This window comes from Kibdelosporangium phytohabitans (assembly GCF_001302585.1).
In the GTDB taxonomy this organism is placed as follows: domain Bacteria; phylum Actinomycetota; class Actinomycetes; order Mycobacteriales; family Pseudonocardiaceae; genus Kibdelosporangium; species Kibdelosporangium phytohabitans.
This window is the reverse complement of sequence record NZ_CP012752.1, coordinates 2968271-2982089: the sequence shown is the minus strand read 5'-3', so window position 1 is coordinate 2982089 and position 13819 is coordinate 2968271. Positions and strand designations below refer to the sequence as shown.

9 protein-coding genes are annotated in these 13819 nt (G+C 67.2%); 6 read left to right on the top strand and 3 right to left on the bottom strand.

Features of this window, described 5'->3' with window-relative positions:
• Positions 1 to 27 precede the first annotated feature (27 nt).
• The 4 genes from AOZ06_RS13895 (at position 28) to AOZ06_RS13880 (ending at position 9321) form a co-directional block, all read left to right on the top strand.
• Complete coding sequence (locus tag AOZ06_RS13895; protein ID WP_083471671.1) at positions 28 to 5412, top strand: LamG-like jellyroll fold domain-containing protein; 5385 nt, start codon at positions 28 to 30, stop codon at positions 5410 to 5412.
• A 61-nt stretch (positions 5413 to 5473) separates the two neighbouring features.
• Positions 5474 to 5803 carry a DUF1801 domain-containing protein gene (locus tag AOZ06_RS13890; protein WP_054289770.1) on the top strand — a complete coding sequence of 110 codons (330 nt, stop codon included), beginning with the start codon at positions 5474 to 5476 and terminating at the stop codon, positions 5801 to 5803.
• A gap of 87 nt (positions 5804 to 5890) precedes the next feature.
• A complete protein-coding gene (locus tag AOZ06_RS13885; RefSeq protein ID WP_157233006.1) occupies positions 5891 to 6535 on the top strand; it encodes a hypothetical protein in 645 nt (214 codons plus the stop codon).
• Between the two features lie 155 nt (positions 6536 to 6690).
• A complete protein-coding gene (locus tag AOZ06_RS13880; RefSeq protein ID WP_054289768.1) occupies positions 6691 to 9321 on the top strand; it encodes a glycoside hydrolase family 2 protein in 2631 nt (876 codons plus the stop codon).
• Positions 9322 to 9491: 170 nt separating this feature from the next.
• On the opposite strand, the gene AOZ06_RS13875 is transcribed toward AOZ06_RS13880, so the two are convergent.
• Positions 9492 to 10184 (bottom strand): helix-turn-helix transcriptional regulator, encoded by a 693-nt coding sequence (locus AOZ06_RS13875; RefSeq protein ID WP_054289767.1) that lies wholly within the window; start codon positions 10182 to 10184, stop codon positions 9492 to 9494.
• A 129-nt stretch (positions 10185 to 10313) separates the two neighbouring features.
• On the opposite strand from AOZ06_RS13875, the gene folE reads away from it, so the two are divergent.
• Positions 10314 to 10913, top strand: a complete 600-nt coding sequence (gene folE / locus AOZ06_RS13870) for a GTP cyclohydrolase I FolE (protein WP_054289766.1) — start codon at positions 10314 to 10316, stop codon at positions 10911 to 10913.
• A gap of 17 nt (positions 10914 to 10930) precedes the next feature.
• On the top strand, positions 10931 to 12115 hold the full coding sequence (locus AOZ06_RS13865; RefSeq protein WP_470303348.1) for an NAD(P)/FAD-dependent oxidoreductase: 1185 nt from the start codon (positions 10931 to 10933) through the stop codon (positions 12113 to 12115).
• On the opposite strand, the gene AOZ06_RS13860 is transcribed toward AOZ06_RS13865, so the two are convergent.
• Together AOZ06_RS13860 and AOZ06_RS13855 are read right to left on the bottom strand one after the other, a co-directional pair.
• Positions 12116 to 13108 carry a 1-aminocyclopropane-1-carboxylate deaminase gene (locus AOZ06_RS13860; protein WP_054289764.1) on the bottom strand — a complete coding sequence of 331 codons (993 nt, stop codon included), beginning with the start codon at positions 13106 to 13108 and terminating at the stop codon, positions 12116 to 12118. It abuts the gene before it with no gap.
• A gap of 37 nt (positions 13109 to 13145) precedes the next feature.
• Complete coding sequence (locus AOZ06_RS13855) at positions 13146 to 13808, bottom strand: GntR family transcriptional regulator (RefSeq protein ID WP_054289763.1); 663 nt, start codon at positions 13806 to 13808, stop codon at positions 13146 to 13148.
• Between the last annotated feature and the right edge of the window lie 11 nt (positions 13809 to 13819).

Genomic DNA, 13819 nt, shown 5'->3' with positions numbered 1-13819 from the left:
AACCTGGGTTAGGGAGGAGTCACCGCCATGCGGTGGAGATCCATGCTCGCGGCCGCGCTGAGCACGACGTTACTGGGGGCGCTGCCGGTCGTGTTCGCACCGGCTGCGTCAGCGCAGACAGCACAGAAACGGGTTGAGCCTGCGAAGCAGGAACCGGGGTCCGGCAAGGCCGACCCCGAGGCCGACGCCGTGCAGCGCGCGGCGCGGACCGGCGCACCGGTGGAGATTCCGGAGAGGAACACCGAGAAGAGCCAGGTGCTGGCGAATCCGAACGGCAGCTTCACGCTCCGGTCGAACGCCCGCCCGGTGCGGGTCAAGAAGGACGGCGTTTGGCGTGGCATCGACACCACGTTGAAGGTCAACGCCGACGGTACGGTCACACCCGTCGCCGCTGCCGCGGACATGGCGTTCTCCGGCGGAGGCGACAAGCCGATCGTCCGGGTGGCCGATGGTGGTGGCGCCGTGTCGGTCCGGTGGCCGGGGCCGCTGCCCAAACCGGTTCTCAACGGCAACACCGCGACGTACGCCGATGTCCTGCCGGGCGTCGACCTCAAACTGGTCGCCGACTCGGACACCTACACCCAGACCCTGGTCGTGCGGAACGCCGACGCGGCGAAGAACCCGGCGCTGGCCAGCATCAGAACCGACGTCGAAGCCACCAACCTCGACCTGCGGGCGGGCGACGAAGGTGTGCTGACCGCGTTCGACTCGACAGGCAAAGCCGTCTTCGCCCAATCGACCCCGCTGATGTGGGACTCCAGCCACGACCCGAACGTCGGCCCGGCACCTACTGCCGTGTTCTCCGGCGGTGGCAAGGTGAGCGAGCTCAAGTCCGTCGTCACTCCGAAGGCAGCCGCGCGCGGCGCCCGGGCGGCTGTGGAGATGGCACTGATCCCCGACCCGGCGGCGCTCACCGGCCCCGGCGTCACGTACCCGCTCTACATCGACCCGGTTTTCTCGCGCAATCGGAGCAACTGGGCCGAAGTGACGTCCAACGGCTGGGAGTCGTTCAACGCGGCGGCACCGGCCCGTGCTGGTCGCTGCTACAACCGCGACGGCGAATGCAGGGGCACGTGGACAGCGCGGTCGTTCTTCAGCTTCGACGTCAGCGCTCTTCTCCCGCGCAACGGCCACAAACCCAAATTGTTCGACGGCCAGTTCTACATCGGGCAACTGCACGCCGCGCACGCTTGCGTCCCGGAACCGACGACTCTCCATGCCGCAGGGGGATTCGGCGCGCATACGAAGTGGGCCGGTCCGCTCCTGCACTCTCTTGACACGCAATCCTCGGAGGCAGGTGACCAGTGCACCGGCGGAGGGCGCTCTGTGCGGTTCTACGCGGGCGACTGGGTACAGAGTGCCGTCGACAACGGCTGGTCGGCGCTCAACTTCGGTGTCGCCGCACCTGACGAGAACAACGACTTGCAGTGGAAGGTTTTCGACAACAACCCGCTGCTGGACGTCCCGTTCAGCTATCCGCCCAACCAGGCAACCGGGCTGCGCGTGTCCAACGAGGTCCGGTGTGACGGCAAACCGATCACCTCGGACGCCCGCCCGGTGTTGTACGCCGCAGCGAGCGACAACAACGCGCCACCGTTGAACCTGCGACTGAACTACGTGCTGAGCGGTGGCACCTTCGTCCGTGTCGGTAACACCACGATCGCCTCTGGCAGCACGGGTGGCTGGCAACTGGCCGATCCCCTCAAGGACGGCCCGTACCAGTTCAGCGTGCTTGCGGAGACCAGTCCCGACCACCCGCACAACATGAAGGCCGCTGTGAGCGGACAGTATCCGTTCATCGTCCGCGCCGTTCCCCCGGCCGCCGCGCCGGTGATCGATGCCAGCATCGACTACCCCGCCGGGTACTGGGGCGCTCCCAACGGCGCGCCTGGGGCGATCGCGGTGAACGCCAACGGCGCGAGCAACATCGCCGGCTACACGTACACGTTCACCGGATCGGGTACACAGACCGTCCCCAAGACGACAGACTGCATGTACAACAAGGCTTTCGGCACCAGCGGCGGCTGGATCCCGCACACCGGGCAGGCCACCAACTGGATCCCGATCCCGGCCGGTTTGCCGCCGGGGTATCACACCCTGCACGTGCGCAGCTTCGACGACGCGCACAACCTGTCGCCGGAGTCCCAGCCGTACACGTTCCACGTCGCACCCAACACCGGCTCGTCCGCTCAGCGGCTCGAGGCTGAGAACCTCCCTCTCTCGCAGCCAGCCGGACAGAGCTGCACTCCTTACGTGCAGCCTCGTGGCGACATCGGCCTGTCCGGCGGTTCTCAGGTGTTCCACCCGTGCAACGCGGCCGGGCAGGCCTTCACGATGTCCTTCGGCACGGCTGTGGAGAGCGACTACGACATCGGCATCGGACTCACGAAGGCGAACGATTTCGGCAAGGCCGTGTTCGAGCTGGACGGTGTGCGGATCGGGCAGCAGTTCGACTCGGCGGATCCGGAACGGCCGATCGACACCTACTCACCCCGGCTCCAGACCAATCACCAGCCTCTCGGTGTCCGGCACCTGACCAAGGGAACGCACACGCTGACGGTGAAGGGCGTCAACACCAATCCACAGTCGATCGGCATCAAGTACGGGACGGCTGTCGACTACATCAGCCTCTCTCAGACGCGCAGGTACGAGGTTGAGGATCGCCAGCAGGTCACGCCGAGCCAGCCCGCCGGGCAGAACGTCCCTGTCGTGGTCAACCAGCGAGCGGCCGGCGGCCCGGCCTGGTCACAGGGCGCTGCGCTGGGATTCCAGGCGAACGCGGTGAACCAGTCGCTGGACCTCACGTTCCAGGTGCCGCTGGAGGCCGACTACGCCATGGGCATCGGTCTGACCAAACGCCCCGACCACGGTCAGCTGAGGATCGCTGTCGACGGGATTCCCCTGCAACGCACGGACTCCACTCCGTGGGACGGATACGCACCGGGTGACGGCGCGAGCGTCTTCCAGCCTCTTGGCGGAGCGCATCTGACAGCCGGCTCGCACAGGCTGACCATCACTGCCGTGGGCAAGAACACGGCGGCGAACGGCTTTCAGGCCACTGTGGACTATCTGACCGCCGTCGCCGTCAACAATGTCACGGCCGCCAGTTTCAGCGCGGCGATGAACAACGACGGAATCGGCGCTGACGGCTCACCGGCGAACCTCGATCTCGGTGACGCGTCGTTGTCCGCCCAGACGATGGCGGCCGCCGGATACGGTCCGGGCGCCGTGGCGACGGTCAACGGTGCCAGGTTCACGATGCCCGCTGCGACGAGTGCGGGCGACAACGTGGTCGCGATCGGCCAGACGATCCCGATCGACCAGGTCAAGGCCACCGCGGTCAGTCTGCTCGTCGCCTCGACGTGCGGCGTCAGCCCGGTTGCCACGGCGACCATCCGGTACACCGACGGCACCACCCAGGATTCCCGGCTGCCCGAAGTGGACGACTGGGCCGGTGGGCGCACCAACGACACAGCCTTCGTCCTGCCTTACCGCAACCGGCTGGCCGGCAAGGACATGACTGTCCTGCCGAGGATCCACGCGGTGTCCCTGCCCGCCGACCCGACCAAGACGCTCCAGGCTGTCACGCTGCCCAACTACGGAACGAACATGTTGCCCGGCAGCTGTTCCTCGGCGTTGCACGTGTTCTCGATGGCACCGCGAGCAGTCGCCACCGGGTGGATCGGATCCTGGTCCGCTCCTGCCGACATGGCACGACCGGCGCCGGGCGGTGCGCGGTTCGCCGACCAGACACTGCGCACGGTGATCAAGCCGAGCACCAGGGGTGGGCACGTCCGCGTCAAACTGAACAACACCAATGGCAACACGCCGGTCACCGTTGACGCCGCCACGATCGCGGCGCAGAGCGGCACGAGCGGGGCGACTCTCGCGGCACCGGTCAGACTCACGTTCGGCGGCAACGCGGCAGTCACACTGCCCGCCGGTGGGGAGATGCTCAGCGACCCGGTTTCGTACCCGGCCGTGAGTGGCGGTTCAGGCAATCTGATTGTCAGCGTTCACTTGCCGAACGCGGTAACCGTCGCGCCCGTCCACACGAGCCCGGCGGAAACAACCTTGCTCGCGAACGGCAACGCGACAGCGGACAGCACGGGAACTCCGTTCACCACGACGCTCGACGGCCCACGTTTCGTGTCCGCTCTCGAGGTCTCAACGACGGACAACCAGCACGGAACGGTTGTGGTGCTGGGTGACCAGTTCAGCAACGGCGTCAACACATGGGTCGACAGCCTGCCCGGCAAACTCGCCGCGGGTGGGGTTCCGGTGCCCGGCGGGCTGGTCAACGCCAGCCGCGGTGGGATCTCGCCGTCAGGCCAGTGGAACCTCAACGGCAACGGACGCGACTCGGCTGGGACGGCGCACACGACCGTCACCGGCGGTGTCACGTGGAGCACTGACCGCGGCGGAGTTGCCGCGCTCGACGGCACCGGGACGCTGGCCACCTCAGGACCTGTCCTGGCCACGGATGCCAGCTACACCGTCTCCGCGTGGGTCAAGGTCAACGAGAAGACCGCTCAGACAGTCGTCAGCCAGCAGGGCCAGAACACGACAGCGTTCTCCCTGCGCACTGATGGTACGAAGTGGGCTTTCACGGTGCCTGTCAGCGACACGGCAGGGGCGGCGACGGTGAGCGCGGTGTCCAACGCCGACATCCAGACCGGGACCTGGACGCATCTGGTCGGCATCCACGACTCCGCGAGCCGGAACGTCACGCTCTACGTGGACGGCATGTACCAGCAGACAAGCTCTGCCATCACGTCCTTGGCGAGTTCGGGCCCGCTGACGATCGGGCGTGCGCTGAAGGGCTCTGTGTCGGAAGTCCGGGCGTACCAGGGCATCGCCATGTACACCGATGCCGGGATACTCCGTCTCGGCGACTCGGCGTACCGCCCTCGTGCCGGTCTTGGCGCGTCCACGGCCACGCTGGCCGACCGCACACTGGACCGGACCGCGCTCAACCAGCCGAATCTGCGCACCGTCGTCGTCGCTGTCGGCGCCAACGACATCCTCACCGGGGCAGGCAAGACGACGATCACCCAGCAGCTCACCGAGCTGATGCACACGACCGGTCCGGCCGGGATCCGCAACACCCGGCGGGCCGACGGGAATCTCGTACGGGTCGTGCTGACGACGATCCCGGCGCTGGGATTGCCGGATCTCGATCCGAGGGAGCAGCGCAGGCGTGAGCTCAACGCCGACCTGCTGGCCAACTACCTCCGGTACGGTGCCAACGACGTCATCGACGTCGCGGGCGCGGTCGCCGATCCGCAGCACCCGAACCAGCTCAAGCCGGGGTATCTCACCAATGGTGAGCTCAACAGCGCCTACCACGACGCTGTCGCCGGCGCGGTCAGCACGGCCGTGACCAAGTTCCCGCCTGACGCCCAACTCTGAAAATCCCTCTCCGTGAGTATCTTGTCGGGTACGGCGGCAAGGTACTCACGGGAGGTTCCGGATGGGCGATGTGGACAAGATCCTCGAGAAAGGCGGGGCGCTCACCCGCCAGGTGCACGAACTGCTCCTGGAGCTGTTCCCGGACGCGGTGCTCACCGCCGACGACGAGAACATCGGATACGGCACCACTACCGGCTACAAAGGACTCAAATTCACCGTCGCGCCCTTCAGCGGCTACGTCCGGCTGGGGATCGCCGGTGGGGCCGCGCTCGACGACCCGGCGAATCTCATGCAGGGCACTGGAAAGGTCCACCGGCACCTCAAGGTCCGGTCGGCCGGTCAGCTCGCCGACCCGGCATTGCGGGATCTGCTCGCCGCCGCGCTGGAGTAGGAATTCCGACCGTCAAATAATCCCATCGGGTGACTAGCCCGCGATTTGCAAGTTGCAGCCTGCCACAGAGGATTAGGCTCATCAGCCGTGAAGCGGCGAGCTGTCCACCGGACAATAATTGTCGTCGATGTCGAAGGGTTCGGTGACCACACCAGGATCAGGCCCAACCAGCTCATTGTCCGCGAGACGATGTACCGCGCGGTCCAGCGGGGGCTGCGGGCCGCCGGGGTTCGGTGGATCCGGTGCCACCACGCCGACCGCGGCGACGGCGTGTTCATCCTCGCGCCCATCCGCACCGACAAGGTGCGACTGGCCGAGGCGCTGCCGATCGCGCTGGCGAAGTCGTTGCGCAGTCACAATTCCCGGCATCCCCCGGCGGAACGGATCCGGCTGCGGCTGGCCATGCACGCCGGTGAGGTCGCCCGCGACGAGCACGGCGCGACCGGCAACTCGATCAACCTGACCTTCCGGCTGCTCGACGCGCCGGAACTCAAAAGCGCGTTCCGCCGGGCGCCGGGAGTGCTCGCGGTCATCACGTCGGAGTGGTTCTACGACGAGGTGGTCAGGCACAGTGCCGTCGCCGGTGCTTATCAGCGGATCCCGGTCATCGTCAAAGAGACTTCCACGTCGGGCTGGATGCACACGGTGAACGTGTCGAACGACGCCGGGTCGACCGGCGCGCGAATCCGGCGCGCACTCGCCTGGGCGCAGTTGCTCGTCCGGCGATCGTGATCCGGTAACCGCCTGCCGCGCTCCTCCACTCCTCCAGCCGGGCTCCCCTGCATCCGTTCGGCGCAGGTCAACGGGCTGTCCTCCGCCACAGGGCATTGACTTCGTAAAGAAAGTTCCCTATTAATAGGCGGTCTCTGGCCCCGAGGAGGCCCCGCATGTCCGCGTTACGGGTGCGTGTCGCCCTATCCCTGGCTGTCCTGCTGACGCTTTCGCTGGCACCCGCCAGTGTCGCCGCGCAGGCTGATGTGGTCACGACGTTGTCCGAGGCAGAGTCCGGCGACACCGCGATCTCGGGCTGGCAGATCCAGTCCTCCGCGCAACTGGCATCGGCCGGTGAGGAGATCTCCCAGCCGCGCTACGACGGCTCCCGGTGGTACCGGGCCGGCCCACGCTCCACCGTACTGGCCGGCCTGGTACAAAACGGGCGCTACCCCAACCTTTTCCACGGCACGAATCTGCGCGACAACGTCAATCGCGCGGACTTCCAGGTGCCGTGGTGGTACCGCACCGAGTTCCACGTACGGGACCGGTCGCCCAACACCGTGCTGAAAATCCCTGGTGTCATCTCGCGCGGCGAGGTGTTCCTCAACGGCACCAGGCTCGGCGACGTCGTCGGCGTGTACAACGCACGGGAGTTCGACATCAGCGCGCTGGTCAAACCCGGCCGCAACGCGCTGGCCATCAAGGTCGCGCCGGCGGATCCGAAGAAGGACTTCGCGATCAGCTGGATCGACTGGGCCCAGCCCGCGCCCGACAACAACATGGGCCTGTTCCGCGACGTCGAGATCGCTCGTGGCGGCGCGGTGTCCCTGGCCGGTTCGTACGTGCACACCAAGCTCGCGCTGCCCGGCCTGGAATCGGCTGAGGTGAAGGCGTTCGCCGAGGTGCGCAACAACACCAACGCCCCGCAAACCGTTCTGCTGCAGGGCGAAGTCGCGTCACGACGGATCAGCCAGCCGGTCCGGCTGAACGCGGGCGAGACCAGGACCGTCGCGTTCGCGCCGGAGACCCTCCGCAACCCGCGTGTGTGGTGGCCGTACCAGTACGGCGAGCAGCCGTTGTACCGGCTGGACCTGACCGCACGGGTGAACGGCCGGGCCTCGGATCACACCGAGACGAAGTTCGGCATCCGTGACGTTGTGTCGAACCTCAACGCCAAGGGCGACAGGCAGTTCATCGTCAACGGCAAGCAGATCCAGATCCGCGGCGGTGGCTGGGCGTCGGACCTGTTGCTGCGCACGCAACCGGAACGCGTCGACGCCCAGCTGCGCTACACGCGGGACATGGGCCTCAACGCCATCCGGCTGGAAGGCAAGCTGGAGACCCCGGAGTTCTACGAGCTCGCCGACCGCTACGGCATCATGCTGCTGCCCGGCTGGGAATGCTGTGACAAGTGGGAGCCGTGGACCGGCTGGGGCGGCGACGAATGGAAGCCCGAGGACTACCCGATCGCGGCCGGTTCGCTGAACGCGCAGGCACGGCTGCTGCGCAACCACCCGAGTGTGATCGCCTTCCTGATCGGCAGCGACATCTCGCCGCCGGAGAACGTGCAGCGGATGTACCTCGCGGAGTTCGACAAGGTCGGCTGGGCCAACCCGGTCGTGCCCGCGGCTTCACTCAATGGTGGACCGCAGCCACCGCTGGGGTCGTCCGGCAGCAAGATGGAAGGCCCGTACGACTGGGTACCGCCGAACTACTGGTACGGCAACCAGCTCGGGGCGGCCTTCGGGTTCGGTGGTGAGCTCAGCGCCGGGCACTCCATCCCGGCCTTGGACACCGTGAAGGGCATGCTGAACGCGACCGAGCAGGAGCAGCTCTGGCGTGAGCCCGCGACGCCGCAGTTCCACACCGGCCGCGGCAACGAGCCGTTCAACAACCTCTACCTGTTCAGCAACGCGCTGGCGCAGCGCTACGGCACGCCGACCAGTCTCCCCGACTACGTCGACAAGGCCCAGCTGGCCAACTACGAGCAGGTCCGCGCCCAGTTCGAGGCCAACGCGCGGCGGATGAACGCGGAACGACCGGCTACCGGGTTCATCTACTGGATGCTCAACAACGCGTGGCCGTCGCTGAACTGGCACCTCTACAGCTACGACCTCAACCCGGCCGGCGCCTACTTCGGCGCCAAGAAGGCGAACGAGCCGGTCCACATCCAGTACTCCTACGACGACCGGTCGGTGGTCGTCGCAGGCCAGTCCCCGAAGAAGGCCGACCGGCTGACCGCGACGGCCGAGGTCTACACGATCGACGGAAAACTGGCGCACAGCCAGACCAAGAGCGGGATCTCGGTCTCGCTGCCGGGGGTGGCCGAGGTGTTCACCCTGCCGGAGGTGCCGAACCTGTCGGCGACGTACTTCGTCCGGCTGAAGCTGACCGACGCGCACGGCAAGGACGTCAGCAGGAACACGTATTGGCTTTCGTCGAAGCCGGATGTACCGGATTGGGCGAACAGCGACTGGTACTACACCCCGGTCAGCCAGTTCGCGGACCTGAAGGGCCTGGCCGCGCTGCCCAAGGCGTCGGTCGACGTGCGTGCCCGCAGCTTCGGCGACAGGACCACGGTGACCATCCGCAACACGTCGACCAGCATCATCCCCGCGGCACAGCTGACGCTGCGCAAGGCTGATGGTTCACAGCTGCTGCCCGTGACCTGGTCGGACAACTACGTGGCGCTGTGGCCAGGTGAGTCCGTCACCGTCCAGGCGTCACACCAGCCGACCAGGCGGCCGACTGTCGAGGTCAACGGCATCAACGTGGCACCACAGCGGCTGACCGCGGCCGAATAACCGCACACCGCTGCCGCGAGTCCAGGCCAGTCCGACGATCAGGACTGGCCTGGACCCGGCTTGTCAACGGCATCACCACGAATACCACGCCCGGACAGTCGCCAACTCCCGCACTGGCCTTCTCAGGACCCGACCACGACCACTGCCGCGAGTCTCGGCCGTTCCAGCAGTCAGGATTGGCCAGGATTCGTTGTGTCAGCGCCGCGCAGCTGGACACAGCATTCCCCTGGCGCCGGTTCGACGAGGACGGCGCGCACGGCGGGCGCCTGCAAACCGTCGAGCAGACCGTTCAGGAAAGCCTGGTTGATTCCGCAGACCAGCTCGGGTGCGGTCGCGGCCAGCGGGTGGAACGGGCAGTTGCGCAGGCGTACACAGGTGGGACTTTCCCGCGCCGGTTCGAAGCCGTGGCGCGCCAGCACGTCCTGGGCGACCGTGAGCGCCCTTTCCACGCCGAGACGGCCCAGTCTCGCCTCGTTCCGCTCGTGCGCACCGAGTTTCTCGCCGCGCCGGGCCGCTGTGCGCACTGCCGCGTCGCCCACGTCCTGCTCCACGACGGCGTCCAGCAGGATCCCGGCCAGCACGTCATGCTGTCGTTGTGGGATGGCTACCCGGATGTCCACGTTCGCCGGTTCGTAGACCTTCGGCGCCCGCCCGACCTTCCCGGCCGCCTGGTAGCCGGCCATCAGCAGGCCCGCGTCGACCAGCTTGTCCAGGTGGAACGCGGCGAGCTTGCGGGAGATCCCCACCGACGCGGCCGCTTCGTCCCTGGTCACCGGGCGCCGCTCGGCGCGGATGAACGTGTACATCCGCCAGCGCAGATCGTCGTCCAGCGCCGCGACAGCTTTGATCTCCGGCGAGCTCACCCCACTACCATATCGGCAAGTTCTATGGTCGAAAACACATCGAGGAGCACCGCAACGTCCCAGTTCTTGACCTTCACTCTGAATAAGACCAATATTTGTTGGTGTAACCAGGGTCAAGAGGAGTCGCTTATGCGTGCCGGTACCGCTCTGCGGGTCGTCCACGAGCCGGACACCGGTGTCGATCTCGCCGCCGCGGAGGACGCCGCCAAGGCGTTCCTGCACGCGCTCGGCGTGCCGACCGACACGGAGAGCCTTCGAGGCACGCCCGGCCGGATGGCGCGCGCCTACGCGGAGCTGTTCAGCCCACGTCCGTTCGACCTGACGACGTTCCCGAACGACGAGGGCTACGACGAGCTGGTGCTGGCTCGTGCCATCCCCGTCAGATCGGTGTGCGAACACCACCTGCTGCCGTTCGTCGGCACCGCCCACGTCGGCTACCTGCCCGGTGAGCGGATTCTCGGGCTGTCGAAGCTCGCCAGGATCGTCGAGCACTTCGCCTGCCGCCCTCAGGTGCAGGAACGGCTGACCAAGCAGGTCGCAGACTGGCTCGACGACCACCTGCGCCCGCGTGGGATCGGGGTGGTGATCGAGGCCGAGCACACCTGCATGACACTCCGCGGTGTGCTGGCGAGCGGTTCGACCACCGTGACTTCCACTCTGCTGGGCAGCCTGCGTGACGACGCCCGCTCACGCCAGGAGTTCTTCGCACTCACCGGCGTCCACGCCTGAAACTTGGAGGAATTCGCGTGACCACCTTCGTCATCGCCGGCGGCGGCCTCGCCGGCGCCAAAGGCGCGGAAGCGCTGCGTGACCAAGGATTCGACGGCGACATCGTGCTCGTGGCCGACGAGCAGGACCGCCCATACGAGCGGCCGCCGTTGTCGAAGGACTTTCTGCAGGGCAAGGCCGAACGCGACAGCGTGTTCGTGCACGCCCCTGGCTGGTACGCCGAGAACAACGTGGACCTGCGGGTCGGCGTCTCCGTGACCGGCATCGACCGCGCCGCGCACCAGGTGACGCTGTCCGACGGTTCGACCGTCGAGTACTCGAAGCTGTTGCTGGCGACGGGATCCTCCCCGCGTGAGTTCCCGGGCGCCGAGGACGCGCTGCACCTGCGCAGGATCGGCGACTCGGAGCGGATCAAGTCGGCCATCGCGAACTCGGCGCGGCTGATCGTGATCGGCGCGGGCTGGATCGGCCTGGAGGTCACCGCCGCCGCGCGCAACGCCGGTGTCGAGGTGACCGTGCTCGAAGCGGCGAAGCAGCCGCTGCTGGCGGCGATCGGCCCGGAAGCCGCCGAGGTGTACGCGGACCTGCACCGCGCCAACGGTGTCGACCTGCGTCTCGGTGTGGAAGTCGACCAGATCGGCGCCAAGAGCGTCGGCTTGGTCGACGGAACGGTCGTCGAGGCCGACGCCGTGCTGGTGGGCATCGGCGCGACGCCGAATGTCGCGCTCGCCAAAGCCGCTGGACTGGACGTGGACAACGGTGTGCTGGTGGACGCGTCGCTGCGCACCTCCGACCCGGACATCTTCGCGGCAGGCGACATCGCCAACGCCGAGCACCCGTTGCTGGGCAAGCGCGTCCGCGTGGAGCACTGGGCGAACGCGCTCAACCAGCCGGCTGTGGCCGCGACCGGGATGCTCGGCGGATCGGCGACGTACGACGAACTGCCGTACTTCTACACCGACCAGTACGACCTGGGCATGGAGTACATCGGTGACATCACCGGCTACGACCGTGTGGTGTTCCGCGGCGACAAGCCGGGCCGCGAGTTCATCGCGTTCTGGCTCAAGGACAACCGCGTCCTGGCCGGGATGAACGTGAACGTGTGGGACGTGGTGGACCCGATCAAGGCACTGATCCGGTCCGGCAAGCAGGTGGACCCGGGCAAGCTGACCGACCTGGGCATCCCGCTCCAGGAGCAGTAGTCAGAATTCCACTGTGCTGTACGCGTTCAACGCGGGCTGGCCGCCGAGGTGCGCGTACAGCACAGTGGAGTCCTTCGCGATCTCGCCGGTCGCCACCATGTCGATCATCCCGGCCATGGACTTGCCCTCGTAGACGGGATCGGTGATCACCGCGTCGGTCCTGGCCGCGAGTCTCATGGCTTCGACCGTCCGCTCGTCCGGGATTCCGTATGTGCCGGCGTGGTAGCGCTCGTCCAGCTCGATGTGGCTGTCCGAAACAGATGTTCCGATCCTCGCCGCGGTCTGCCGGGCGATCCTGGCGACGGCGTCGCGTGTCTCACCTGGTTTCGCCGACGCGTCGATCCCGATCACCCGGCGGTCGCCCGCGAAACCGGCGACCATGCCGGCCTGCGTGCTGCCGGTGACCGAGCACACCACGATCGTGTCGAAGAAGACACCCAGATCGGCTTCCTGTTTGCGTACTTCCGCGGCCCAGCCGGCGAAGCCGAGACCGCCGAGCGGGTGGTCGGAGGCGCCTGCCGGGATCGAGTACGGCGTGCCACCGGCCGCGCGCACGTCGTCGATCGCGCGTTGCCACGACTCACGGATGCCGATGCTGAATCCGGACGGGTCGAGCCGCACTTCGGCGCCCAGCAACCGGCTCAGCTGGATGTTGCCGGTGGTGGCGTAGCCGGGGTCCGCCCAGTCCACCCACTTTTCCTGCACCAGAACGCATTTCAGACCGGCACGGGCCGCCGCCGCGGCGACTTGCCTGGTGTGGTTGGACTGCACGCCACCGATGGACACGAGTGTGTCGCAGCCGGTCGCGATCGCGTCGGCGACGAGGTACTCGAGTTTGCGTGTTTTGTTGCCACCGAAGGCAAGTGGCGAGTTGCAGTCCTCGCGCTTGGCCCACAGCCGAGCGCCACCCAGATGCGCGGTCAACCGCTCAAGCGGGTGAACCGGCGACGGACCGAACAGCAAGGGGTAACGGGCGAAGTTCTCGAGTGTCACGAACCCTCCATGGCAATCACACTGACACGGCTCACGGTCACCTGCCCGACAACGGCTTCTTTTCCAGCAGCACAGCCAATGTCGCCCAGTTCCGCTCGGCGAGACCGGCTGCTTCGGCCGGGTCGCCCGCCTGGCAGGCCGCGATGATCCGCTCGTGCATCGGGGCCGAGTCACGCCCCAACGGCGAACCCAGGTACAGGTAGATCGCGCGGTGCAGCAGCGGCGTGTACCGGCGGATCGTCGCGGCGATGGCCCGGTTCTCACTCGCCTGCACCAGGACGTCGTGGAACGCGTCGTCGCAGGCGATCGCGTCCTCCAGCGCGCTCGCGTCGACGGCCGCGGCGAACCGGAGGTTGGCCGCGCGCATCGCGTCGAGGTGCCTCGGGGTGGTTTTCGGGACAGCGAGCCGCGTGGCCAAGCCGTGCATCGACTGGACAACGGCTTGGGCGTCCCGAACCGCCGCCGAGTCGAGCTGGGTCACGCGGGTGTAGCTGTGTGGCTTGGTTTCGATCAGGCCTTCGTCGGTCAGGCGGGCCAATGCCTCACGGACAGGCGTACGGGACAGGCCCATGCGTGTGGCCAGCTCCACGTCCTTGACCGGTGTGCCTGGCGCCAGCTCTCCCGCGACTATCGCGCGCCGGATGACACCGAGCGCCTGTTCGCTGAGCAACGATCGGTCCAGACGACCAATATATTGCATTTCAGTACGCT

Excerpts from the sequence above, each read along its gene's own strand:
- AOZ06_RS13855 (WP_054289763.1), bottom strand. The coding sequence starts at position 13,808 with ATGCAATATATTGGTCGTCTGGACCGATCGTTGCTCAGCGAACAGGCG.
- folE (WP_054289766.1), top strand. The coding sequence starts at position 10,314 with ATGCGTGCCGGTACCGCTCTGCGGGTCGTCCACGAGCCGGACACCGGT.
- AOZ06_RS13895 (WP_083471671.1), top strand. The coding sequence starts at position 28 with ATGCGGTGGAGATCCATGCTCGCGGCCGCGCTGAGCACGACGTTACTG.
- AOZ06_RS13880 (WP_054289768.1), top strand. The coding sequence starts at position 6,691 with ATGTCCGCGTTACGGGTGCGTGTCGCCCTATCCCTGGCTGTCCTGCTG.
- AOZ06_RS13890 (WP_054289770.1), top strand. The coding sequence starts at position 5,474 with ATGGGCGATGTGGACAAGATCCTCGAGAAAGGCGGGGCGCTCACCCGC.